We start from the raw sequence: 24,681 nt of genomic DNA, 5'->3' as shown, positions 1-24,681 counted from the left end.
GCCCGCCATTGTGCGCCGCAGCCCGGTGCGGTGAAAGCGCAGACTGGCTCAGAACCGCCGCATGCCCAATCCGTCCAGCGATACCTCGGGCTCGCGCTGGGCGATCAGGTCCGCCACGGCCCGGGCGCTGCCGCAGGCCAGGGCCCAGCCGCCCGCGCCGTGGCCGGTGTTGAGCCACAGGCCCGGCACGCCGCTGGCGCCCACCACGGGGGCTCCATCGGGCAGCAGGGGGCGTGCGCCGCGCCAGATCTGCACGCCCGACGAAAGCTGCGCGCCGCCTGGAAACCAGTCGTTGAGCGTGCGGTACAGGCGCTGCAAGGTGGCTGTGTGGTGCTCGGCATCGGCGCCCGCCAGTTCGGCGCCTCCGGCAATGCGCACACGCAGCCCCAGGCGGGTGATGGAGATCTGCTGGGACGCGTCCACCACGCTGGCAAGAGGGGCATGCGTGGATTCGCGCAGCGGGGCGCTGACCGAGTAGCCATAGACCGCCGCCATGGGCAAGCGCAGGCCCAGGGGGGGCATCAGTGCAGCTGATGCCATGCCGGCGCACAGCACCACGGCATCAAAGCGGTGTACGTCCGATTCGCCCTGCACTGCCACGCCGGTGGGGCTGCTGCTGATGCGATCCACGCGGGTGTTGAACACAAAGTGCACGCCCGAGCCCTGGGTGCCCTGGCGCAGCAGTTGTGCAAACAGGCGGCAGTTGCCCGCGCTGGCGTCGGGCAGGTGGATGGCGCCTGCCAGCGGTGCCTCGGGCGAAAGGCCGGGTTCGATCTGGCGCGCCACCTGGGCGTCGATTTCGCGCAGGGCCACTCCGCAGTCGCGCAGCACCTGCAGCGCAGGCTGGATCTGTGTGCGCTCTTGCTCGGTGCGCAGCAGCACGAGCCGTCCTGCGCAGGCTTCAAAGTCAAGTTCGTGCTGGCTGGCAATGGCCTGGAGGCGGGCCTGGCTGTATTGGGCCAGGCGTTCCAGCGTGGCCGCCGGGGCGCTGTGGGCGCGTGTGGCATTGCGCCAGCGCCGCAGCCACGTCCAGTTGGCGCGGTTCAGCCCTCCAGCCAGCCGCACGGTGGCGTGGGGGCCTAGCAGCCTCAAGGCATGGCCAAACCCGGGCACAGACCAGGGGCTGAGCAGGTGGGGGGCAAGGAGGCCTGCGGTGGCGAAGCTCGCTTCTTCGGCGGCTGCGCTGCGTTGTTCAAAAACGGAGACTTCGTGGCCGTCGCTGGCCAGCTCGTATGCGGTGGTGACGCCGATGATGCCGGCGCCCACGATGGCAATCTTCATGAATTTGATGGTTTTTGGCGTCTAGCGCTTGATGAACAAGCGCTGGTAGCTATTGTTTTTGTAGTAATTGCTCGATCTGCAGGCCTGCATTGAGCACCGTGTCATCCCGCAGGGCCCCGTGCCAGACCATCAGGCCGACCGGGAGTTCCCCTTGCACGTGGCAGGGCAGGGACAGCGCGCAGCCGTCCAGCAGGTTGACCACGCTGGTGTTGCGCAGGAGCAGGTTGTTGACGCGGAAGAATTCCGCGTCGCGTGCGGCGTCTTGCGCTGTGTCCACCCCATCGGCCGGTGCCACGTCGGCAATGGGCGGGGCCACGATGGGCACGGTGGGGGACAGGAGGGCGTCATAGCCCTCCATGTCGGCGAGCATGCGTGCGATCCATTGCTGGCGCGCCTGGAGCAGATCGATGTATTCCCAGGCCATCAGGGTGGCGCCGTTTTCAATGCGCATGCGCACCCGGGGGTCGTAGCGGTCGCTTGCGCGCTGCAGCAGCTCGCGGTGCCAGGCGTAGGCTTCGGGGGCTGCAAAGCCGTAGGCCGGCTGCTCCAGCACAGCGGGCAGGGCAATGGTGTCGATCTGGGCGCCGGCCTGGCGCAAGGCATCCACGCTGCGTTCGAACGCGCGGGCCACGGTGGCGTCCAGCGCCTCCAGAAACAGCGTCGAGGGAACCGCGAACCGGTACTGCGACAGCGGTGCCGGACTGCGCGTGACGCGCCGGGCGGCCAGCACCTCGTGCACCACGATGGCGTCGCGCACCGTGCGTGTCATGGCACAAGCGGTGTCGAGGGTGGTAGACAGTGGCACGGCGCCGGCCGTGGGCACCAGGCGGGCGGTGTTCTTGAAGCCCACGATGCCGTTGAGCGCCGCTGGGATGCGGATGGACCCCCCCGTGTCGGACCCCAGTCCTATGAAAGCGGCCCCGGTAGCCACCGAAACCCCGGCGCCGGAGGAAGACCCCCCAGGCACGCGGGGTGCGCCGGGCAGGGCGCCAAAGCGGGCGTCCCAGGCGGCAGGTGTGCCGAAGTGAGGGTTGACGCCCACCCCGGAGAAGGCGAACTCCACCATGTTCGTGCGGCCGATGAGGCTGGCGCCTGCCGCGCGCAGCCGGGCCACAGCGGGGCAGTCGGCAACTGCTGCGGGAGCCCCTGACAGGGCGGTGGAGCCCGCTGGGGTGGGTTGTCCGGCAATGTCAAACAGGTCTTTGACCGATACCGCCAGCCCAGCCAGTGGCAGGTGGGCCAGACCGGGTTGCACCGCTGTGGTGCGCGCCGCGTCAAACAGCGTGCGCACGAAGCTGTGGGTATTGGCGGGAGCCTGGGCTGCTTCGATGCAGCGTTCCAGCTCGGCCACTGCGGTGGTGGTGCCGTCCCGCAGGTGGTCGCGGACGGCGGTCAGGTCAGGATGCATGGGTGTGCTAGAATCTTTGGGTTTTGCTGGGTGCTGTGGCGCAAGCAGTGTGCGCACAGTGCATGCATCGTGAGTGTGGCAGCTGCGGCAAAACCAATCGCAAACCAGCCCTGTCAAGGTGTTGTGGCGTTCGTGAAGATCACGGCGCTGCAAATATTGGGGCTGATTTTAGACCTAACCTTTGGAGTATTTTTATGTCCGTTACCATGCGCGAAATGCTGGAAGCCGGTGTCCACTTCGGTCACCAAACCCGCTTCTGGAACCCCAAGATGGCCCCCTACATCTTCGGCCATCGCAACAAGATTCACATCATCAACCTGGAAAAGTCGCTGCCACTGTTCCAGGAAGCCCAAAAGTTCGCCAAGCAACTGGCTGCCAACCGCGGCACGATCCTGATGGTCGGCACGAAGCGCCAAGCCCGTGAAATCCTGTCCACCGAAGCCCTGCGCGCTGGCGTGCCTTTCGTGGACCAACGCTGGTTGGGCGGCATGCTGACCAACTTCAAGACGGTCAAGACCTCGATCAAGCGCCTCAAGGATATGAAGGCCCAGCAAGAAGCTGGTCTGGACAGCCTGAGCAAGAAGGAGCAACTGACGTTCTCCCGCGAAATCGAAAAGCTCGAAAAGGACATCGGCGGCATCCAGGACATGACTGCACTGCCCGACGCCATCTTCGTCATCGACGTGGGCTTCCACAAGATTGCCGTGGCCGAAGCCAAGAAGCTCGGTATTCCGCTGATCGGCGTGGTTGACACCAACCACTCGCCTGAAGGCATCGACTACGTGATCCCTGGTAACGACGACTCGGCCAAGGCCGTGACGCTGTATGCCCGTGGCATCGCTGACGCGATCATCGAAGGCCGTGCCAACGCCGTGAACGAAGTCGTGAAGGCTGCTACCGCCGAGAGCACCGACGAATTCGTGGAAGTGCAAGAAGCTGCCGCCTGATACCCGGCTGCGCGATCCGTCGCGAAAAAAAGCGGGGCCCTGGTGAGCCCCCTTTTTTTTAGGCGGAATCTGAATCGATTGAACTGAATACTGAAGGAATAAAGATGGCTGCAATTACCGCAAGCATGGTTGCCGAACTGCGTGGCAAGACCGATGCACCGATGATGGAATGCAAGAAGGCGCTGACGGAAGCTGACGGCGACATGGCCAAGGCTGAAGAACTGCTGCGCGTCAAGCTCGGCACCAAGGCTGGCAAGGCCGCCTCGCGCATCACCGCCGAAGGCGTGGTGGCCAGCTACATCGACGGCACCACCGGTGGCCTGATCGAAGTGAACAGCGAAACCGACTTCGTGAGCAAGAACGACAGCTTCATGGCCCTGGCCAAGGCTGCTGCCGAACTCGTGGCCAAGCACAACCCCGCCGACGTGGTTGCGCTGGGTGCACTGCCCTACGAGCAAGACAGCTTTGGCCCCACGCTGGAAGATGTGCGCAAGGGCCTGATCGGCAAGATCGGCGAAAACATGTCGTTCCGCCGCTTCAAGCACTTCGGTGGCAGCGGCAGCAAGCTGGCTTCCTACCTGCACGGCTCGCGCATTGGTGTGGTCGTGGAATTTGAAGGCGACGAAGTCGCTGCCAAGGACGTGGCCATGCACATCGCAGCCATGAAGCCCGTGGCACTGACCAGCGCTGATGTGCCTGCCGACCTGATCGCCAAAGAGCGTTCGGTGGCAGCCGCCAAGGCCGCCGAAGATGCCGCTGTGGCCGTGGCCGCAGGCAAGCCTGTGCAATCCGACGAAATCGTTGCCAAGCGCATCGAAGGTGGTGTGCAGAAGTTCCTCAAGGAAGTCTCGCTGTTCAACCAGGTCTTCGTGAAGGCTGCGGACGGCAAGCAGACCGTCGAGCAAATGCTGAAGGCCGCCAACACCACGGTGAAGGGCTTCACGCTCTACGTCGTGGGCGAAGGCATCGAGAAGAAGGTGGACGACTTCGCTGCTGAAGTGGCCGCCCAGGTTGCAGCCGCCAAGGCCGCTGCCTGATCGCCGTTTCCGGCAAAAAAACCACCAAAGCCCAGCACCACCTACCGGAGAAATTTCCCATGTCCAACGCTGCACCAGCCCACAAGCGCATCCTGCTCAAGCTGTCTGGTGAGGCGCTGATGGGGGACGACGCCTTCGGTATCAACCGCGCCACCATCGTGCGCATGGTGGAGGAGATCGCCGAAGTGACCCGCCTGGGTGTCCAGGTGGCCGTGGTGATTGGTGGGGGCAATATTTTCCGTGGTGTCGCGGGTGGCTCGGTCGGTATGGACCGTGCCACCGCTGACTACATGGGCATGCTGGCTACCGTGATGAACGCACTGGCCCTGGCCGATGCGATGGACAAGCAGGGCTTGGTGGCCCGCGTGATGTCTGCCATTGCCATCGAGCAGGTGGTCGAGCCCTACGTACGCCCCAAGGCGCTGCAGTATCTCGAAGAGGGCAAGGTCGTCGTGTTTGCTGCTGGCACGGGCAATCCGTTCTTCACCACCGACACTGCAGCTGCGCTGCGTGGTGCCGAAATTGGCGCCGAACTGGTGCTCAAGGCAACCAAGGTGGATGGCGTTTATACTGCCGACCCCCAGAAGGACCCCACCGCCACGCGCTACACAAAGCTGAGCTTTGACGAGGCCATGTCCCGCAATCTGGGCATCATGGATGCGACCGCGTTTGCCCTGTGTCGCGACCAGAAGTTGCCTGTGCGGGTGTTCTCCATCATCAAGCACGGCGCCCTGAAGCGCGTGGTGATGGGTGAAGACGAAGGTACGCTGGTTTACGCTTGACGACGATGGCTGCGGCCTGCATTGGATGCAGGTCGGCCCTGAGGAGAAAACATGACGATTGCCGACATCAAGAAGAATGCTGAAACCAAGATGGACCAGTCCATCTCGGCCTTCAAGAACAATCTGCAAAAGATCCGCACCGGCCGCGCCAACCCCGCGCTGCTCGATACGGTGCAGGTCGAGTATTACGGCTCTCTGGTTCCATTGAGCCAGGTTGCCAACGTGGCCTTGATCGATTCGCGCACCATCAGTGTGCAGCCCTGGGAAAAGGGCATGGGTGCCAAGATTGAAAAGGCGATCCGCGAAAGCGACCTGGGTTTGAACCCCGCATCGATGGGTGATCTGATCCGCGTTCCGATGCCCGCGATGAGCGAAGAGCGCCGCAAGGAAATGACCAAGCTGGCCCGCAACGAAGGCGAGAGTGCCAAGATTGCCGTGCGCAACCTGCGCCGTGACGCGAACGAATCCGTCAAGAAGCTGGTCAAGGACAAGCTGGCGTCCGAAGACGACCAGAAGCGCGCCGAAACCGACGTGCAGAAGGTCACCGACAAGCACATCGCCGAGATCGATGCGCTGGTGGCTGCCAAAGAGCAGGAAATCATGGCGGTTTAAGCCCGAAGGGCTTGAACGTTCACATGTCTGTATCTCCGGTGGTGCCACACCACATTGCCATCGTCATGGATGGCAACGGCCGCTGGGCCACGCGCCGCTTCCTGCCGCGCCTGGCAGGCCACAAGCAAGGGGTTGATTCACTGCGACGCTGTGCACGCGCTTGTGTGGAGCGCGGCGTGGGTGTGCTGACCGTCTTTGCCTTTTCTTCCGAGAACTGGAACCGGCCGGCCGATGAGGTCTCCGGCCTCATGGAGCTGCTGGCGATGGCGCTGGCGCGCGAAGTGCCGCAGCTCAAGAAGGATGGGGTGCGCCTGTACTTCGTGGGTGAGCGTGCCGGTCTTTCGCAGAAGGTGCGTGATGGCTTGGCGCAGGCAGAAGCGGCCACTTCCGAAAACACCCGCCTCGTGCTCAACGTGTGTTTCAACTATGGCGGCCGCTGGGACATTGCCCAGGCCGCGGCATCTCTGGCAGCGCGTGGTGAAGCCATCACCGAGGCCAGCCTGCATGGTGCGATGGGCATGGCCCACGTGCCCGACCCGGATCTGGTGATTCGTACCGGCGGGGAAATGCGGATCAGCAACTTTTTGCTGTGGCAGGCCGCATACTCCGAGTTTTTCTTCAGCGACCGGTTGTGGCCGGATTTCGACGAGTCGGCACTGGACGAGGCGATTGCAGCCTTCAGAGGTCGCGAGCGCCGTTTTGGCAAAACCTCCGAACAAATCCTGTCCGCGCATCCCCATCCGATGCCGGGCTGAGAACCTGCACAGGTTCTGAAAGGCCCCATGCTCAAGCAGCGCGTCATTACAGCCCTTGTCCTGCTGGCCATTTTGTTGCCGGCGCTTTTCTACCCATCCACCGTGCCCTTCACCGTAGTTGTGCTGGTACTCATGGCGGCCGGTGCATGGGAATGGGGCCGCTTGAGCGGGTTTGGACAGGCAGGCTCCCTGGCTGTGGGGGGCGCCTGTGTCGCTTTGTGCGCTGGATCGTGGGCCCTGGGCTGGGTGAACCGTCCGTTGACCGCTCTCTGGGTCGTCGGTGGGGGGCTCTGGGTGCTGGCGACTGCCTGGTTGCTCAAGGCTGGCGTGCCCGGTTGGCCCCGGATTCCTGCGGCGGTGCGGTTGGTGGCTGGGGTCCTGGCCCTGTGGCTTGCGTGGCTGGCAGTCGTGCAAGCGCGCAATGTTGGCATCAACTTCTTGCTGTCGGTGCTGCTCCTGGTGTGGGTCGCCGACATCTTTGCCTACTTTGCAGGCCGGGCTTTTGGCCTGCGCTTCACCAAAGGCAAACTGGCCCCCTCCATCAGCCCTGGCAAGAGCTGGGAGGGCGTGTGGGGCGGTTTGGCGGGCGTGATGGTCATGGCCTTCCTCTGGGTGGCGGCCGATGCCCACTGGCAGGCGACCGTGCCCAGCTTCTACAGCCGCATGGCACAACAGGGCTGGTGGCTGCTGGTGATCGCGGCGCTGTTCATGGTGGCCATGAGTGTGTCGGGTGACCTGGTCGAGTCGCTCATCAAGCGCAGCGCCGGTGTCAAGGACAGCAGCGGCCTGCTGCCCGGGCACGGCGGGGTGCTGGATCGGGTGGATGCCTTGTTGCCGACGCTGCCCCTGGCGATGATGCTCACGAGTCTGACCACACAATGATGAAACAACGACTGACTGTCCTGGGTTCCACCGGTTCCATTGGTACCAGCACGCTGGACGTGGTGGCCCGCCATCCTGAGCGCTTTGAGGTGTTTGCGCTCAGTGCTGCAACGCAGGTGGATCTGATGCTTGCGCAGTGCGCGCAATTCCACCCCCGTTATGCAGTGATGGCGAGTGCTCCCCATGCGGCGCTTCTTTCTGAAAAGTTAGCGGCAAATAGCCTTCCAACGCAAGTCCTTCAAGCGCAAGATGCTCTTGAAATGATAGCGTCGCACGCTGATGTGGATGCCGTGATGGCGGCCATCGTGGGTGCGGCCGGCCTGGCGCCCTGTCTGGCTGCGGCGCGCGCGGGCAAGCGGCTGCTGCTGGCAAACAAGGAAGCCCTGGTCGTCGGTGGTGGGCTGTTCATGCAGACGGTGCGTGACGGTGGGGCGACGCTGCTGCCCATCGACAGCGAGCACTCCGCAATTTTCCAATGCCTGCCAGAAGATCCAGCGACCTGGGCCGACCGGATCGACTGCATCCTTTTGACCGCTTCGGGGGGGCCCTTTCGCCAGCGTGATCCGGCGACGCTGTCACAGATCACGCCGGCCCAGGCCTGTGCGCATCCCAATTTTTCGATGGGCCGCAAGATCTCGGTGGATTCGGCCACGATGATGAACAAGGCGCTCGAAGTGATCGAGGCGCGCTGGCTGTTCGATCTGCTTCCAGACCAGATCAAGGTGGTGATCCACCCGCAGCAGATCATCCATTCCATGGTGCAGTTCAAGGATGCGTCCATCCTGGCGCAGCTGGGAACGCCCGACATGCGGGTTCCAATTGCTTGCGGCCTGGCCTGGCCAGAGCGCATCGCGAGCGGCGCGAGCAAGCTGGATTTTTCGGCCATGACTGCGCTGGCGTTCGAAGACGCCGATGCCCATCGATTTCCGGGTTTGCACCTGTCCTGGCAGGCGCTGAGGGCGGCCGAAGGGACAACCGCCGTATTGAATGCCGCGAACGAGGTGGCCGTCGGGGCATTTTTGTCCGGTCGTCTGCGTTTTGACCATATTCATGCCGTGAATCTTGCAACTTTGGATGCGGTTTTGCCCTCCAAGCCCGATTCGCTCGAAGCCCTGCTGGACCTGGATGCCCAGGCCCGCAATGCTGCCGAGCACGCCGCAGGCCGCCTGGCTGCCTGAGTTCTCACAGCACCACGGACCCGTACATGCTCCTTACCATCGTTGCCTTCATCGTGGCCCTGGGCCTTCTGATTGCCGTGCACGAATACGGCCACTACCGGGTGGCAGTGGCATGCGGAGTGAAGGTGCTGCGTTTTTCGGTGGGCTTTGGCAAACCGCTGCTGCACTGGCAGCCCAAAGGCTCGCCCACGGAGTTCGTGCTGGGCGCGTTTCCGCTGGGTGGTTATGTGCGCATGCTGGACGAGCGGGAGGCGCCTGTGGCGCCCGAAGAGCGGCATCTGGCCTTCAACACCCAGCCTTTGCGGTCCCGCGCGGCCATTGTGGCAGCAGGTCCTGTGGCGAACCTGCTGCTGGCTGTACTGCTGTATTCGATCGTCAACTGGAATGGCGTTGAGGAGCCGAAGGCGGTTCTCGCCAGTCCGGTCGCTGGCTCCGTCGCGCAGAGTGCGGGCTTGCGCGGCGGTGAATTGGTGGCGCAGGCCGCGCTGGGTTCGGACGACATGGAACCCGTGCGGTCTTTCGAAGACCTGCGCTGGTTGCTCACGCGCGGGGCCCTCGAGGGTCTGGCCGTTCGCTTGGACGTGCAGCCGCAGTCGGGTGCCGTGCACCGGGAAATCCTGCTGGACATGTCGAAGATCGACAGCCGCGAGGCGGATGCCCAGCTTTTTCGAAAAATAGGAATCCTTGGTCCGTGGACGCGCCCCGTGCTCGGGGAGGTCATGCCTGATGGCGCTGCTGCCCGAGCCGGATTGCGCCAGGGGGATGTGGTCCTCAAGATCGGTGCCAGCGATGTGGTGGATGGGCAGCAGTTGCGCGAGTTGATCCGCCATTCCGTGCGGGGCAATGAGCCGCTGGTCCAGTCCTGGCGCGTTGATCGATCGGGACAGGTGCTGACCGTGGAGGTCTTGCCTGAGGCCAAAGCGGAGCTGGGTGCGATAGTCGGGCGCATCGGCGCCTATGTCGGAGCACCCCCCGAATTCGTGATGGTCGAATACGGTCTGTTCGAGGGGGCTTGGGCTGGCGTGGTCAAGACGTGGGACGTGTCCATCCTCACGCTTCGGATGATGGGGCGCATGCTGATCGGCGAGGCATCCCTCAAGAACCTCAGTGGCCCCTTGACCATCGCAGACTATGCCGGACGTTCGGCCAGCCTGGGGCTGACGCAGTACCTCGTATTCCTCGCCCTGATCAGCGTGAGCCTGGGCGTGCTCAACCTGCTGCCGCTCCCCGTCTTGGACGGAGGGCACCTGATGTATTATCTTTGGGAGGGTGTCACGGGCAGGGGGGTGTCAGACGCATGGATGGAGCGCCTGCAGCGCGGAGGTGTTGCAGTCTTGCTTCTCATGATGTCCATTGCCCTGTTCAACGATATCACCCGGCTCTTTGGCTAACACTTTTGCCGCGCTTGCCATGCAACTGCGGCGCCAGCTTCATTCATGAAAAAACACATCAATCGCCTGGGCGTGCGTACCGCATCGGCCGTTGCAGCCATGATTTTTGTCGCCAACGCGGCATGGGCTCTGGAGCCTTTCAAGGTGCAAGATATTCGCGTCGAGGGCCTGCAGCGTGTGGAGCCAGGCACCGTGTTTGCCTCGATGCCACTGCGGGTGGGTGACGACTACAACGACGAAAAAGGCGCTGCGGCCATCCGCTCACTTTTCGGTCTGGGGCTGTTCAAGGACGTGCGCCTGGAGGCGGCTGGAAATGTGCTGGTGGTCGTGGTGGAAGAGCGACCCACGGTGGCTGATGTGGATTTCGCCGGGACCCGTGAGTTTGACAAGGATGCGCTCAAGAAGGCCATGCGCGATGTCGGATTGACCGAAGGCCGTCCTTACGACAAGGCGCTGACCGACCGGGCCGAACAAGAGCTCAAGCGCCAATACATCAACAAGAGCCTGTATGGTGCCGAGGTCGTCACGACGGTGACCCCGATTGAACGCAATCGTGTCAATCTGACCTTCACCGTGGTCGAGGGTGATCCCGCCCGCATCAAGGATGTGCGCATCGTTGGCAACAAGGCCTTCAGTGAGTCCACCCTCAAAGGCTTGTTCGATCAGGACACTGGCGGCTGGCTCAGCTGGTACACGAAGTCCGATCGCTATTCACGCGCAAAACTCAACGCCGACCTGGAGACCCTGCGCTCCTACTACCTGCAGCGCGGTTATCTGGAGTTTCGTGTCGATTCCACCCAGGTCGCCATCTCGCCGGACAAGCAGGACATTTCCATCACCGTCAATGTCACGGAAGGCGAGCGTTATGTAGTCTCCGGCGTGAAGCTGGAAGGCAACTACCTGGACCGGGAAGACGAGTTCAAATCCCTGGTCACGATTCGCGCGGGCGAGCCTTACAACGCCGACCAGGTCACTGAAACAACCAAGGCTTTTTCGGAGTATTTCTCGCGGTTTGGTTTTGCATTCGCGCGGGTAGAAGCCGTGCCTGAGATTGATCGCGAAAACAACCGCGTTGCCTTTGTCTTGCAGGTGGAGCCGTCGCGCCGAGCCTATGTGCGCCGCATCAACGTCAGCGGCAACAACCGCACGCGCGACGAAGTGATCCGCCGGGAGTTCCGCCAGTACGAGGCCTCGTGGTATGACGGAGAGAAGATCCGCCTGTCGCGCGACCGCGTGGACCGCCTGGGCTACTTCACCGAGGTCAATGTGGAGACCCAGGAGGTTCCGGGCTCTCCCGACCAGGTGGACCTGGTGATCAATGTGGCCGAAAAACCCACGGGCTCGTTGCAGATGGGCGTGGGCTTTTCCAGTGCCGACAAGGTCTCGCTGTCATTCGGTATCAAGCAAGAGAATATTTTTGGTTCCGGCAATTACCTGGGCATTGATGTCAATACCAGCAAATACCGCCGTACGCTGGTGTTCAGCACCACCAATCCGTATTTCACGCCGGACGGGATTTCGCGGACGCTGGATGTGTACTACCGCACGGACAAGCCTTATGAAGACCAGGGTGGCAACTATGAGCTGGTGACCACCGGAACATCGGTGCGATTCGGGGTGCCGTTCAGTGAGACCGATACCGTGTTTTTTGGTGGAGGCCTGGAGCAGACAAAGATCAAGGCCGGCACAAACATTCCCGCGACCTACCTGGCCTACGCGGATCAGTTTGGCTACAGCAGCACATCCATTCCCCTGACGATCGGCTGGTCGCGGGATGATCGCGACAGTGCCCTGGCACCCAATTCCGGCCGCTATCAGCGCCTCAACTCCGAATGGTCGGTGGCCGGAGACGCGCGTTATGTGCGGGCCAACTACCAATACCAGCAGTACGTGCCTCTGAACAAGCGCTTTACCGTCGCCTTCAATGGCGAGGTGGGGATCGGCAAAGGCATGAATGGCAGGCCATTCCCGGTGTTCAAGAACTTCTATTCGGGGGGGCTGGGTTCGGTGCGTGGCTTCGATCAAGGGACCTTGGGCCCGCGCGACGTAACGGGTGCCTCCTTGGGGGGGCCGAAGAAGGTGACACTGAACGCGGAGCTGATCGCTCCGTTCCCAGGCGCAGGGAACGATCGGACACTGCGCGTATTCACATTCTTTGACGTGGGTAATGTGTACGGAGAAAACGAAAAAGTTACCTTCAGTGACATGCGTTCCTCCGTGGGGCTGGGCTTGAGCTGGATTTCTCCGCTCGGTCCTTTGCGTCTCGCCTTTGCGCAACCGGTGCGTAAGTTCGCTGGCGATAGAATCCAGAAACTGCAATTCCAGATTGGAACGTCTTTCTAATGAAATCCATTTCTCGCCATATCTCTTTGGCCCTGCTGCTTGGCTCCCTGGCCGTGGCAGCCTCTGCGCAAGCGCAAGAGTCGTTCAGAGCCGGTTTTGTCAATACAGACCGCATCTTCCGTGAGGCCAGCACGGCCAAGGCTGCACAGGCCAAGCTGGAGCAGGAGTTCTCCCGCCGCGAGAAAGAACTGGTGGACATGGGCAATACCCTGAAGACCGCTACTGAGAAGTTCGAGCGTGAAGCGCCGACGATGGCTGAAAGCCAGCGCACCACCCGCCAGCGCCAGCTGGTGGATCAGGACCGCGAATTCCAGCGCAAGCGCCGCGAGTTCCAGGAAGACCTGAGCGCCCGCAAGAACGAGGAACTGTCCCAGGTCCTCGAACGTGCGAACAAGGTGGTCAAACAAGTGGCTGAAGCCGAGAAGTACGACGTGATCCTGCAAGAGGCGGTCTACATCAACCCCAAGCATGACATCACCGACAAGGTGATCAAGGCGCTGAATGCCGCTGCAGGCAAGTAAGCCACAGCACTGGACAGGTGGCGCGTGAGCTTGCTTCTTGGGCACATAGTTGATGCGCTCGGTGGCTCGCTGGAAGGAGGTGCGGCAAAGGATGTCGTCATCTCCCGCATTGCGCCCCTGGAGGTTGCCGGGCCGGGAGATCTCAGTTTCCTGAGCAACCCCCGCTACCAACAGCAACTGGCCGCCTCCCGGGCGGCCTGTGTCATTGTGGCGCCTGCCATGCGTGATGTGGCGGTGGCGCGTGGTGCCAGCATCGTCGTGGACAACCCCTACGTGTACTTTGCGCGAGCTACCCAATTGTGGCGGCAGCGCAATGCGCCCGCGCGCCAAGCCGGTGTGCACGCCAGCGCGGTGGTCGATCCCACGGCACAGGTGCATCCCACTGCGACCATTGGACCGCTGTGTGTGGTGGAACGTGGCGCGCACGTGGGCGCAGGGACAGTGCTCAAATCGCGTGTGACCTTGGGCGAGGATTGCCATATCGGCGCGCACTGCATCGTGCATGCCGGTGTCGTGATCGGGGCGGATGGCTTTGGCTTTGCGCCCGATCATGGGCAATGGGTCAAGATCGAACAGCTCGGAGCCGTCCGCATTGGTGACCATGTCGAGATCGGTGCCAACACCTGCATCGACCGGGGCGCACTGCAGGACACCGTCATCGAAGATGGCGTCAAGCTCGACAACCTGATCCAGATCGGCCACAACGTACGCGTCGGAAAACACTCGGCCATGGCTGGATGTGTGGGTGTGGCTGGCAGTGCGACCATTGGCGCGCACTGCACGGTGGGTGGCGGGGCCATTGTGCTGGGCCACCTGGAGCTGGCAGACAACGTGCATATCTCGGCAGCCACGGTGGTCACACGCTCGCTGACCCGGCCTGGGCAATACACGGGCATGTTTCCCATCGACGACAATGCACGCTGGGAAAAAAACGCTGCAACACTCAAACAACTGCACAGCTTGCGAGAGCGCATCAAGGCGCTGGAGCAGGCCCTCAAAGCAGCATGAACGGAAGAACAACTCGATGATGGATATTCACGCAATTCTCAAGCAACTGCCCCACCGCTACCCGTTCCTGCTGGTGGACAAAGTGATCGAGCTTGAGAGCAACACCCGCATCAAGGCCATCAAGAACGTGACGTTCAATGAGCCCTATTTCATGGGCCATTTCCCTGGCCGCCCTGTGATGCCTGGCGTGTTGATCCTGGAAGCGCTGGCCCAGGCAGCAGGCTTGCTGGCGTTTGATGCGATGGGCAAAGTGCCCGATGAGAACAATATCTACTACTTCGTGGGCATTGATGGCGCACGCTTCAAGCGCCCTGTGGAGCCGGGGGATCAACTGATCCTGTCCATCACGATTGACCGTGTCCGTGGTGGCATCTGGAAATTCAAAGGCGTGGCCAGCGTGGGCGAGGAAGTGGCTTGCGAGGCCGAACTCATGTGCACCATGCGCAGCGTGGGTTGATCGGCCCAGACCCGTTGGATCGTGAGCAATATCCATCCCACAGCCATCGTTGCGGACGGCGCCAACCTGGACCCCACGGTCACGGTCGGGCCGTATGCGGTCATTGGCGCGCATGTGTCCATCGGTGCGGGCACGACGGTCGGCGCACATTGTGTGATCGAAGGGCGCACCACGATTGGTGCCGACAACCGCATCTTTCAGTTCAACTCGATCGGTGCCATCCCGCAGGACAAGAAATACGCAGGTGAACCCACCAAACTGGTCATCGGCAACCGCAACACCATCCGCGAGTTCTGCACCCTGAATTTGGGTGTGCCCCAGGCTGGCGGCGTCACCACGGTGGGAGACGACAACTGGATCATGGCTTACACCCACATCGCCCACGATTGCCATGTGGGCAACAACACCACGCTGGCCAACAACACCACGCTGGCGGGCCATGTGCACCTGGGCGATTGGGTGACGGTGGGAGGGCTCACCGGCATCCACCAGTTCGTCAAGGTCGGAGCCCATGCCATGGTGGGCTTTGCCAGTGCAGTGACACAGGACGTGCCCCCTTTCATGCTGGTGGATGGCAACCCGCTGGCCGTGCGGGGCTACAACGTGGTGGGGCTGCGCCGCCGTGGCTTCTCGCCCGAGCGCATTGGTGCTGTCAAGCAGATGCACAAGCTGATCTATCGCCAGGGCCTCACACTGGAGGCCGCACGTGCCGCCATTGGCGAGCTGGATCAAACCGCCCCCGATGCCGGGGGCGATGTGGCGATGATGGAGCGGTTCCTGGCCGACGCCACGCGCGGCATCGTGCGTTGAGGCGATCACCGTGAAGACGCCTCCCCGCATCGCCATGGTGGCGGGCGAAACATCGGGTGACCTGCTCGCAGGCCTGCTGATCGACGGCATGCAGGCCCATTGGCCGGGCCTGCAGTCCTGCGGCATTGGTGGCCCCCAGATGCAGCGCCGCGGATTCGCTGCCTGGTGGCCCAGCGAGAAGCTGGCTGTGCATGGCTACAGCATGGAAGTGTTGCGCCGGTTGCGCGAGCTTCTTGGCATTCGCAAGCAGTTGCGCCAGCGGCTCCTCAAGGATCGTCCAGATGTGTTCATCGGCGTGGATGCTCCTGATTTCAACCTGGGACTGGAGGCCGACTTGCGCGCGGCGGGCATCAAGACCGTGCATTTCGTGTGCCCGTCGATCTGGGCCTGGCGCGCGGACCGTGTCGAGAAGATACGCCGCAGCGCCGACCATGTGCTGTGCATCTTTCCGTTCGAGCCTGAATTGTTGGCGCGCCATGGCATTGCTGCGACCTATGTAGGGCATCCTCTTGCCGGTGTGATTCCCATGGTGCCGGACCGCGCTGCCGCCCGTGCCCAGCTCGGACTGCAGGATTCAGATGAAGTGCTGGCCATTTTGCCGGGCAGCCGCTCCTCGGAGATCGCCTACATCACTCGGCCATTTTTTGAGGCTGCAGCGCTTATTCTTCAAGCGCGCCCAGCTATTAAATTGATAGTGCCAGCCGTTCCAGCGCTGCGCGACCGCATCGTGCAGGCAGCGCAGGCCGCTGGATTGGGTGGTGCGGTTCAAGTCGTATCCGGGCAGTCCCACGCCGTGCTCGCAGCTTGCGACACCACGCTGATCGCCAGCGGTACCGCCACGCTGGAGGCTGCCCTGTTCAAGCGTCCCATGGTCATCGGTTACCACATGCACCCGCTGAGCTGGTGGCTCATGCGGCGCAAACAATTGCAGCCCTGGGTGGGGCTGCCCAACATCCTGTGTGGTGAATTCGTGGTGCCCGAGCTGATTCAGGATGCTGCGACACCCCAGGCGCTTTGTGCGGCAACGCTGCAATGGCTGGATGCGCGCCAGCACCATCCTGAGAAAATCACGGCCCTGGAGCAGCGGTTTACCGTGCTGCATGAAAGCCTGTTACGCAACACTCCCCAACTGGCAGCCGATGCGATCCAGAAAATCCTCCATCCCGCTGCCTGAACAGGCCTGCCTGCCATGGCACCCGGAAGGTCTTGTGGCCGGAGTGGATGAAGCGGGCCGTGGCCCGCTGGCGGGGCCCGTGGTGGCTGCCGCTGTCATCCTGGATGACCTGAACCCGATTGCCGGTCTTGCAGACTCCAAGAAACTCACGCCGGCCCGGCGCGAGAGGCTCTATGACGAAATCCGCGCCAAGGCGCTGTGCTGCAGCATTGCCGAGGCCAGCGTGGAGGAGATCGACCAGCTCAACATCCTGCAGGCCACCATGCTGGCCATGCGGAGGGCCGTGATGGGGCTGCGCCTGAAGCCCGTCATGGTGCTTGTCGATGGCAATCGGCTGCCTACGCTGGGCATCCAGGCCGAGGCCATCGTCAAGGGCGATGCGCTGGTGCCAGCCATCTCGGCCGCATCCATCCTGGCCAAGGTGCACCGCGACCGCTGGTGCGTGCAAGTGCATGAAGAATTTCCCCAATACGGATTTGCCGGCCACAAAGGCTATGGCACGGCCGTGCACATGGCGGCCCTGCGAGAGCATGGGGCCTGCGTTCACCACCGGCGTTCCTTTGCACCCGTGGCGCAGAACCTGCGCGGCTGAACCTGCCCACCCATGACATCTTCCTCCATCACTACCATCCATTCACGGGATAACACGTTCGTGAAAGACCTGCGCCGTCTTGCGCAGGACACCACGGCCTACCGCAAGCAGGGCCGGGTCTGGCTGGAGGGGGATCACCTGTGTCGCGCGGCCGTGGAACGGGGACAGCGTGCATCGATTGCGGTGTTTTCTGAGTCTTTTTGGCCCCTGGCGCAAGTGGAGTGGGCGCAGGCTGCTATGAAAATAGTAGTAATTGCCGACTCGCTGTTTGCCGACATCAGTGGCCTGGAATCACCGGCGCGCATGGGTTTCATCATTGATCTGCCGTCGCCTGCCGCCTTGCGCCCGGGTGCGGCGACCGTCGTGCTGGACCGCGTGCAGGACGCCGGCAATGTGGGCTCCATCCTGCGCAGTGCATCGGCATTTGGATTCCGCCAAGTGGTCGCCATCAAGGGCAGCGCCGCGTTGTGGTCCGCCAAGGTGTTGCGCGCAGGCATGGGCGCGCATTTCGCATTGGACCTGATCGAAGGCGTGGAGCACGGCGAACTCCAATCGCTGGAGGTACCTATGCTGGTGACCAGCTCGCACGCCGGAGACTGGCTGCACCGTGCCGCCTTGCCCTGGCCTTGCGCTTGGGTTTTGGGCCACGAAGGGCAGGGCGTTTCCCCAGCCCTGGAGGAGCGGGCCGCGATGCACATCCGCATCGCGCAGCCTGGCGGCGAGGAGTCGCTGAATGTGGCGGCCGCTGCAGCGATTTGCCTGCATGCGAGCGGCGCTGGGCGCTGAAACCCCGTCTTTTGGGGCTGCCTACAGCAGGCTGGATTTGCCTGCTGTCCTTTGCCTTTTTAGAGATTGCGCAGGAATTGGCGCACGAATTCACCCTGGTTGGCGGCATCTTTCTCGGTGCTGAACAGCACTTGCTGGTTCTCCACGCGGATCTTCAGTTGCGGTGCGAATTTGCATTGCACCAAGCCCACGCCGGACGCCGTGCTTTTGAAGGCGGGGGTGTTGCGGCACATGGATTCCAGCTCTGATGCCACCACGCCGCAGAAGCTGCCGATGCTCAGTGTCTGGAGTTTCTCGTCGTCAATCGTGGCCCAGTCAACGTTGGTTTTCACTGAGGTACCGCATGCTGCGGTGGCATCCTGGTCGGCCTTGGCCAGTTCGGCCTGCACGCCCGCGAGGCGCTTGCTGCGGTCAAAGCGGGCCAGCTTTTCCTGCAGTCCCTGTTTTTGCTGGCTCTTGTAGCTGGCCTGCAGGTCGGCCAGCTTGAAGGCCTTGCTCTTTTCTTCGCTGAAGGCCAGGGGCACGCCATCGCGTTTGCCGGGCAGGTACACCACATAGTGTTCACCATTGCGATAGGCTTGGCTCTGCTTTTGCAGCAGGCCGTAGCTGCGGCCGTCGAGCGTGGTGGCGTACACCTCGCGCGCCGAGCCCTGCTGCTCCAGTTGGCTCAGAAACACAACCTGGTCGATGGGGTCGTTGATGCCGCTCACGCGCACCAGGGCCTGTTTCCCGTCTGCGGTGGGTGCCAGCACGACTTCAACCCCCTGGGGGGCCACGAAGACCTGGGGGTATTTGGCCAATTCCTGGGCATGGGCTGCCATGGCGGCACAGAGGCTGGCCAGGGACAGGGCGAGGGGGCGGAGAAAAACGCGCATCGGAGGCAGCCTTTGGTGTGGGTGTGAGGGATGGAAACCGGCCGAAGTCTAGGGCGGCTGTTGTTCCCTGAAATGCCTGGAACACTTGCTTACGTAACAAGGTTATGCAAGACATGCATTTGCCGTTGATTGCCCCCTGAAGGGTATAATCGGGAGCTTTTCTCGCAACAGCGTCGCCCGACCGCACCCAAAGCAACAACCCATCTGAGAGCAGCCGCTGGCACTCGATTGCAAATATCCTTTGCAAGCGGCCTGCAGGCGCCGGGCGACCGTAACCATCCGGAGAACCCAGTGCTTTTGTCTCTACAGGGAAATTTCCCGCCCGCCATCCTGGCGCTCGCAGACGGCACGGTCTTTATCGGCAATTCGATTGGTGCCACCAGCACCACCGTCGGCGAAGTGGTGTTCAACACCGCCATCACCGGCTACCAGGAAATCCTCACCGACCCGAGCTACTGCCAGCAGATCGTGACCCTCACGTATCCGCACATCGGCAACTATGGCGTCAATGTGGAGGATATCGAAGCCGACAAGGTCCATGCTGCAGGCCTGATCATCAAAGACCTGCCCCTGCTGGCCAGCAACTTCCGCTCCACAGAAACGCTCTCGCAGTACCTGGTGCGCGAGAAGACCGTTGCCATCGCCAACATCGATACCCGCAAGCTGACGCGCCTGCTGCGCAGCAAGGGTGCTCAAAACGGCGCCATCATCGGCCTTGCCGCTGGCCAGGCCGTCACGCAGGCGCTCATCGACGAAGCCATTGCCATGGCCAAGGCGGCCCCCAACATGGCCGGGCTGGACCTGGCCCAGGTGGTGACCACGGCATCGCGTTATGAGTGGACGCAGACCGAATGGAAGCTGGGCTCTGGCTACGGCGAGCTGGCAGCGCCGCAGTTCCACGTGGTGGCTTATGACTTTGGTGTGAAGAAAAACATTCTGCGCATGTTGGCAGAGCGCGGCTGCAAGGTCACCGTGGTACCCGCGAAGACGCCTGCCGCCGACGTGCTGGCACTCAAGCCCGATGGCGTTTTCCTGTCCAATGGCCCTGGCGATCCGGAGCCTTGCGACTACGCGATCGCAGCGACCCGCACCATCGTGGACAGTGGCATGCCCACGTTCGGCATCTGCCTGGGTCACCAGATCATGGCCCTGGCCGCAGGCGCCAAGACCTTCAAGATGACGCACAGCCACCATGGTGCCAACCACCCGGTGAAGGACCTGGACACCGGCCGCGTGAGCATCACGAGCCAGAACCACGGTTTTGCGGTGGAAATGGAATCGCTTCCTGCCAATCTGCGCGCCACGCACGTCAGCCTGTTTGACGGCACGTTGCAAGGGCTGGTCCACAAGGACAAGCCGGCATTTTGCTTCCAGGGGCATCCTGAAGCTTCCCCCGGGCCGCACGACATTGCTTATCTCTTCGACCGCTTCACCGACGCCATGCGCGCGGCGAAAGCCGGTTGAGCACGTGAGGAAACAGCGCCATGAAACTCTTCAGTTTCCCTCTCGCATCGCTGGAAAAGGCGATCCACAAGCGTGTCCTGACCCTGCCATCGCCCCACCGTGAGTGGTTCACCGAGCGCTGGGCGCAAAAGCCCTACAAAAAAGCGTTTATCGAGAACAAGGCGATGCCTCTCGTCACGCTCGTGGCCAAGGGCAAGACCCAGGACGATGCCGCCTTTGCAGAACTGCTGCAGGAGTGGGAAGTGACGTTTTATGACGCGGAAGAAGAGGTCTTGCGCCCGCTGATTCAGGGCGACGGCCTGCTGCAACTGATGCAGAAGAACCTTCCTCCCGAACGGGTACAGGCGCTGCTTGCCAAGTTGACCCAGCGGCGTTTGCCCGCAGACGCCGCAGCCTCTGCCCCTACCTCCAGCCCCCAGGCAGCCGAACCCACGATCGACTGATCGACGCACCATGCCAAAACGCACAGACATCCAAAGCATTCTCATCATCGGCGCTGGCCCGATCATCATCGGCCAGGCCTGCGAATTCGACTACTCCGGCGTACAGGCCTGCAAGGCGCTGCGCGAAGAGGGCTACAAGGTCATCCTGATCAACAGCAACCCCGCGACGATCATGACCGACCCGGCCACGGCCGACGTGACCTACATCGAGCCCATCACCTGGCAGACGGTCGAGAAGATCATCGCCAAGGAACGCCCCGATGCCATCCTGCCCACCATGGGTGGCCAGACCGCGCTCAACTGCGCACTGGACCTGTGGCATAACGGCGTGCTCGACAAGTACAAGGTCGAGCTCATCGGCGCCACGCCCGAGGCCATCGACAAGGCCGAAGACCGCCTGAAGTTCAAGGACGCTATGACCAAGATCGGTCTGGGCTCCGCGCGCTCGGGCATCGCCCACAGCATGGACGAAGCCTGGGCTGTGCAAAAGAGCGTGGGCTTTCCCACCGTGATCCGCCCCAGCTTCACGCTGGGCGGCACGGGCGGCGGCATCGCCTACAACCCCGAAGAGTTCGAGACCATCTGCAAGCGCGGCCTGGAAGCCTCGCCCACCAACGAGCTGCTGATCGAAGAGTCGCTGCTTGGCTGGAAAGAGTACGAGATGGAAGTAGTGCGCGACAAGGCGGACAACTGCATCATCATCTGCTCCATCGAGAACCTCGACCCCATGGGCGTGCACACCGGCGACTCGATCACCGTGGCCCCCGCGCAGACGCTGACCGACAAGGAATACCAGATCCTGCGCAATGCCTCGCTGGCAGTGCTGCGCGAGATCGGCGTGGACACGGGCGGCTCCAACGTGCAGTTCTCGATCAATCCGCAAGACGGCCGCATGGTCGTGATCGAGATGAACCCGCGCGTCTCGCGTTCCTCGGCGCTGGCCTCCAAGGCCACGGGTTTCCCGATCGCCAAGGTTGCCGCCAAGCTGGCCGTGGGCTACACGCTCGATGAGCTGCGCAACGAGATCACGGGCGGCATCACGCCCGCATCGTTCGAGCCTTCCATCGACTACGTGGTCACCAAGATCCCGCGTTTCGCGTTCGAGAAATTCCCCACGGCCGACAGCCGCCTGACCACGCAGATGAAGTCCGTGGGCGAGGTCATGGCCATGGGCCGTACCTTCCAGGAATCCTTCCAGAAGGCCCTGCGCGGCCTGGAAGTGGGCGTGGACGGCATGAACGAGAAGACCCAGGACCGTGAAGTGCTCGAAAAGGAACTGGGCGAGCCCGGCCCCGAGCGCATCTGGTACGTGGGCGACGCGTTCGCCATGGGTTTGTCGGTCGACGAAGTGTTCGACCTCACCAAGATCGACAAGTGGTTCCTGGTGCAGATCGAGCAGATCGTGAAGATCGAGCTCGACATCGACAAGCTGGTGGCCGACAAAGGCGAGGGCGCCCTGGCTGCGCTCGACGCGGGCACGCTGTTCACGCTCAAGCAGAAGGGCTTCTCCGACCGCCGTCTGGCCAAGCTGCTCAAGACCACCGAAAAGGCCGTGCGCGAAGCACGCCACGCACTGAAGGTGCGCCCGGTGTACAAGCGCGTGGACACCTGCGCGGCCGAGTTCGCCACCAACACGGCGTACCTGTACTCCACGTATGAGGCCGCTACGCACGGCGGCGTCGCGGAATGCGAGTCGGAGCCCACCAACAACAAGAAGATCATGGTGCTGGGCGGTGGCCCGAACCGTATCGGCCAGGGCATCGAGTTCGACTACTGCTGCGTGCACGCGGCGCTGGCGATGCGCGAGGACGGCTACGAGACCATCATGGTCAACTGCAACCCCGAGACCGTCTCCACCGACTACGACACCTCTGACCGCCTGTACTTCGAGCCTGTGACGCTCGAGGACGTGCTGGAGATCGTGGACAAGGAAAAGCCGGTCGGCGTGATCGTGCAGTACGGCGGCCAGACGCCCCTGAAGCTGGCCCTCGGCCTCGAAGCCGCTGGCGTGCCCATCATCGGTACCAGCCCCGACATGATCGATGCCGCCGAAGACCGCGAGCGCTTTCAAAAGCTGCTGGGCGAGCTCGGCCTGCGCCAGCCGCCCAACGCGACTGCGCGCACCGAACCCGAGGCCCTGGAAAAGGCCGCCGCCCTGGGCTACCCCCTGGTGGTGCGCCCCAGCTACGTGCTGGGCGGCCGCGCGATGGAAATCGTGCACGAGCAGCGTGACCTGGAGCGCTACATGCGCGAAGCCGTCAAGGTGAGCAACGACTCGCCCGTGCTGCTGGACCGCTTCCTCTCCAACGCCATCGAGTGCGATGTGGACTGCGTGCGCGACTCTGCGGGCGTCACCTTCATCGGTGGCGTGATGGAGCACATCGAGCAGGCGGGCGTGCACAGCGGCGACTCCGCTTGCTCGCTGCCACCGTACTACCTGTCGCAGCCGACCATCGACGAGATCAAGCGCCAGACCGCCGCCATGGCCCAAGGCCTGAGCGTGGTCGGCCTGATGAATGTGCAGTTCGCCATCCAGGAAGTGGACGGCAAGGACGTGATCTACGTGCTCGAAGTGAACCCGCGCGCCTCGCGCACGGTGCCCTTCGTGAGCAAGGCCACGGGCATCCAGCTGGCCAAGGTGGCCGCGCGCTGCATGGCCGGCCAGACGCTGGCGTCGCAGGGCATCACCAAGGAAGTGACACCCCCGTACTTCAGTGTGAAGGAGGCCGTGTTCCCCTTCGTGAAGTTCCCGGGCGTGGACACCATTCTCGGCCCCGAGATGAAGTCCACTGGCGAAGTCATGGGCGTGGGCAAGACCTTCGGCGAAGCCTTCGTGAAGAGCCAGCTCGGCGCGGGCACCAAGCTGCCCACGTCGGGCAAGGTGTTCCTGACCGTGAAGAACGCGGACAAGCCGCGCGCTGTCGACATCGCACGCCAGCTCGTCGCCCTGGGCTTCGAGCTCGTGGCCACCAAGGGCACGGCGGCTGCCATTGAGGCAGCTGGTGTGCCGGTCAAGGTGGTCAACAAGGTCACCGAAGGCCGCCCGCACATCGTGGACATGATCAAGAACAACGAAATTGTCATGGTCATCAATACCGTGGAAGAGCGCCGCAATGCGATTGCCGATTCGCGTGCCATCCGTACCTCGTCGCTGCTGGCCCGCGTGACCACCTTCACCACCATCTTTGGCGCCGAGGCGGCGGTGGAAGGTATGAAGTACCTGGACAAGCTCGACGTCTATTCGGTGCAGGAGCTGCACGCCCAACTGGCCGCCTGAGCCCCGGCAAAAGCGGCATAATCTTCGCCTGAACAGACACCGCCGCGCGGCAACGTGCGGCGGTTTCCTTTTGTAGACTTGCCATTTGTATCGCCCTGCGCAGCCCGGGCGTGACGTGGTGACTGACCGGTGGAAGTGCTCTTGGCGCTTTCACCGTTTTGACTTTTGGAGACGCAACACGATGGCCACCATTCCGATTACCAAGCGCGGCGCTGAAAAGCTCAAGGAAGAGCTGCACCGCCTCAAGACCGTCGAGCGCCCGGGCGTGATCACGGCTATTGCCGAAGCGCGCGCTCAAGGCGACCTCAGCGAAAACGCCGACTACGACGCTGCCAAGGACCGCCAGGGCTTTATCGAGGGCCGTATTCAGGAGATCGAGGGCAAACTCTCGGTGGCCCAGGTGATTGATCCGAGCGGCGTGGACGGCGGTGGCAAGGTCGTTTTCGGCGCCACGGTCGAACTGGAGGACGAAGAGTCTGGCGATATGGTGAAGTACCAGATCGTGGGCGAAGACGAGGCAGATTTGAAGCTCGGCCTGATCAATATCTCCAGCCCCATTGCCCGGGCACTGATCGGCAAAGAGGAGGGCGACACTGCCGAAGTGCAGGCGCCCGGCGGCGTTCGTCGCTACGAAGTGGTGGCGGTCAGCTACCAGTGA

23 protein-coding genes are annotated in these 24,681 nt (G+C 62.7%); 20 read left to right on the top strand and 3 right to left on the bottom strand.

All coding sequences use genetic code 11. The features are described from left to right. Window positions 1-48: 48 nt before the first annotated feature. Window positions 49-1,281, bottom strand: a complete 1,233-nt coding sequence (locus tag ASE39_RS05640; protein WP_057270503.1) for an FAD-dependent oxidoreductase — start codon at window positions 1,279-1,281, stop codon at window positions 49-51. A gap of 49 nt (window positions 1,282-1,330) precedes the next feature. After that, the gene (locus ASE39_RS05635) at window positions 1,331-2,689 is read right to left on the bottom strand and encodes an amidase (protein WP_057270502.1); all 1,359 of its coding nucleotides are present in this window, start codon (window positions 2,687-2,689) and stop codon (window positions 1,331-1,333) included. Between the two features lie 194 nt (window positions 2,690-2,883). Here ASE39_RS05635 and rpsB point away from each other — a divergent pair, with 194 nt between their 5' ends. From rpsB to ASE39_RS05555, 16 genes are all read left to right on the top strand, one after another. Beyond that, window positions 2,884-3,636 (top strand): 30S ribosomal protein S2, encoded by a 753-nt coding sequence (gene rpsB / locus ASE39_RS05630; RefSeq protein WP_010457835.1) that lies wholly within the window; start codon window positions 2,884-2,886, stop codon window positions 3,634-3,636. Window positions 3,637-3,740: 104 nt separating this feature from the next. Next, on the top strand, window positions 3,741-4,673 hold the full coding sequence (gene tsf, locus ASE39_RS05625; RefSeq protein ID WP_057225723.1) for a translation elongation factor Ts: 933 nt from the start codon (window positions 3,741-3,743) through the stop codon (window positions 4,671-4,673). A gap of 59 nt (window positions 4,674-4,732) precedes the next feature. After that, entirely contained in the window at window positions 4,733-5,455 is a 723-nt protein-coding gene (pyrH, locus tag ASE39_RS05620) for a UMP kinase (RefSeq protein WP_010457839.1), read from the top strand. Window positions 5,456-5,506: 51 nt separating this feature from the next. Further along, the gene (gene frr, locus ASE39_RS05615) at window positions 5,507-6,067 is read left to right on the top strand and encodes a ribosome recycling factor (protein ID WP_057225725.1); all 561 of its coding nucleotides are present in this window, start codon (window positions 5,507-5,509) and stop codon (window positions 6,065-6,067) included. 23 nt (window positions 6,068-6,090) lie between these two features. Beyond that, window positions 6,091-6,822 (top strand): polyprenyl diphosphate synthase, encoded by a 732-nt coding sequence (gene uppS, locus ASE39_RS05610; protein WP_010457843.1) that lies wholly within the window; start codon window positions 6,091-6,093, stop codon window positions 6,820-6,822. Between the two features lie 27 nt (window positions 6,823-6,849). Continuing rightward, window positions 6,850-7,704 carry a phosphatidate cytidylyltransferase gene (locus ASE39_RS05605; protein ID WP_057270501.1) on the top strand — a complete coding sequence of 285 codons (855 nt, stop codon included), beginning with the start codon at window positions 6,850-6,852 and terminating at the stop codon, window positions 7,702-7,704. Then, window positions 7,704-8,882: a 1-deoxy-D-xylulose-5-phosphate reductoisomerase gene (ispC, locus tag ASE39_RS05600; protein ID WP_029412730.1), complete on the top strand. Its 1,179-nt coding sequence runs from the start codon at window positions 7,704-7,706 to the stop codon at window positions 8,880-8,882. Before ASE39_RS05605 ends, ispC begins: the two co-directional genes overlap by 1 nt. 26 nt (window positions 8,883-8,908) lie before the next feature. Beyond that, window positions 8,909-10,273 (top strand): RIP metalloprotease RseP, encoded by a 1,365-nt coding sequence (rseP, locus tag ASE39_RS05595; protein ID WP_057270500.1) that lies wholly within the window; start codon window positions 8,909-8,911, stop codon window positions 10,271-10,273. A 45-nt stretch (window positions 10,274-10,318) separates the two neighbouring features. Then, window positions 10,319-12,616 carry an outer membrane protein assembly factor BamA gene (gene bamA / locus ASE39_RS05590; RefSeq protein ID WP_010457849.1) on the top strand — a complete coding sequence of 766 codons (2,298 nt, stop codon included), beginning with the start codon at window positions 10,319-10,321 and terminating at the stop codon, window positions 12,614-12,616. Further along, entirely contained in the window at window positions 12,616-13,137 is a 522-nt protein-coding gene (locus ASE39_RS05585; protein ID WP_057270499.1) for an OmpH family outer membrane protein, read from the top strand. The genes bamA and ASE39_RS05585 overlap by 1 nt, the downstream gene beginning before the upstream one ends. Window positions 13,138-13,161: 24 nt before the next feature. Beyond that, window positions 13,162-14,145, top strand: coding sequence for a UDP-3-O-(3-hydroxymyristoyl)glucosamine N-acyltransferase (lpxD, locus tag ASE39_RS05580; protein ID WP_010457853.1), 984 nt, complete (start codon window positions 13,162-13,164; stop codon window positions 14,143-14,145). A gap of 16 nt (window positions 14,146-14,161) precedes the next feature. Then, window positions 14,162-14,602, top strand: coding sequence for a 3-hydroxyacyl-ACP dehydratase FabZ (gene fabZ / locus ASE39_RS05575; RefSeq protein ID WP_010457855.1), 441 nt, complete (start codon window positions 14,162-14,164; stop codon window positions 14,600-14,602). 21 nt (window positions 14,603-14,623) lie between these two features. Continuing rightward, window positions 14,624-15,412 carry an acyl-ACP--UDP-N-acetylglucosamine O-acyltransferase gene (lpxA, locus tag ASE39_RS05570; RefSeq protein ID WP_057270498.1) on the top strand — a complete coding sequence of 263 codons (789 nt, stop codon included), beginning with the start codon at window positions 14,624-14,626 and terminating at the stop codon, window positions 15,410-15,412. Window positions 15,413-15,422: 10 nt separating this feature from the next. After that, window positions 15,423-16,586, top strand: coding sequence for a lipid-A-disaccharide synthase (gene lpxB, locus ASE39_RS05565; RefSeq protein WP_057225738.1), 1,164 nt, complete (start codon window positions 15,423-15,425; stop codon window positions 16,584-16,586). Next, window positions 16,552-17,178: a ribonuclease HII gene (gene rnhB / locus ASE39_RS05560; RefSeq protein ID WP_029412735.1), complete on the top strand. Its 627-nt coding sequence runs from the start codon at window positions 16,552-16,554 to the stop codon at window positions 17,176-17,178. Before lpxB ends, rnhB begins: the two co-directional genes overlap by 35 nt. Window positions 17,179-17,190: 12 nt before the next feature. Beyond that, entirely contained in the window at window positions 17,191-17,964 is a 774-nt protein-coding gene (locus ASE39_RS05555) for an RNA methyltransferase (protein WP_057270497.1), read from the top strand. Between the two features lie 59 nt (window positions 17,965-18,023). On the opposite strand, the gene ASE39_RS05550 is transcribed toward ASE39_RS05555, so the two are convergent. Next, window positions 18,024-18,839 (bottom strand): hypothetical protein, encoded by an 816-nt coding sequence (locus tag ASE39_RS05550; protein WP_057270496.1) that lies wholly within the window; start codon window positions 18,837-18,839, stop codon window positions 18,024-18,026. A 291-nt stretch (window positions 18,840-19,130) separates the two neighbouring features. On the opposite strand from ASE39_RS05550, the gene carA reads away from it, so the two are divergent. The 4 genes from carA to greA all read left to right on the top strand — a co-directional run bounded on the left by carA (window position 19,131) and on the right by greA (window position 24,681). Further along, window positions 19,131-20,303, top strand: coding sequence for a glutamine-hydrolyzing carbamoyl-phosphate synthase small subunit (carA, locus tag ASE39_RS05545; RefSeq protein ID WP_029412741.1), 1,173 nt, complete (start codon window positions 19,131-19,133; stop codon window positions 20,301-20,303). Window positions 20,304-20,323: 20 nt separating this feature from the next. After that, entirely contained in the window at window positions 20,324-20,746 is a 423-nt protein-coding gene (locus tag ASE39_RS05540) for a hypothetical protein (RefSeq protein WP_010457868.1), read from the top strand. Window positions 20,747-20,756: 10 nt separating this feature from the next. Beyond that, the gene (carB, locus tag ASE39_RS05535; RefSeq protein ID WP_057270495.1) at window positions 20,757-24,023 is read left to right on the top strand and encodes a carbamoyl-phosphate synthase large subunit; all 3,267 of its coding nucleotides are present in this window, start codon (window positions 20,757-20,759) and stop codon (window positions 24,021-24,023) included. 181 nt (window positions 24,024-24,204) lie between these two features. Further along, complete coding sequence (gene greA, locus ASE39_RS05530; protein WP_010457870.1) at window positions 24,205-24,681, top strand: transcription elongation factor GreA; 477 nt, start codon at window positions 24,205-24,207, stop codon at window positions 24,679-24,681.

Origin of the sequence: Acidovorax sp. Root267 (assembly GCF_001429215.1) — a bacterium.
Lineage (GTDB): Bacteria > Pseudomonadota > Gammaproteobacteria > Burkholderiales > Burkholderiaceae_C > Acidovorax > Acidovorax radicis.
The sequence above is the reverse complement of the archived record's forward strand: the minus strand, read 5'-3'. Positions and strand labels throughout refer to the sequence as shown.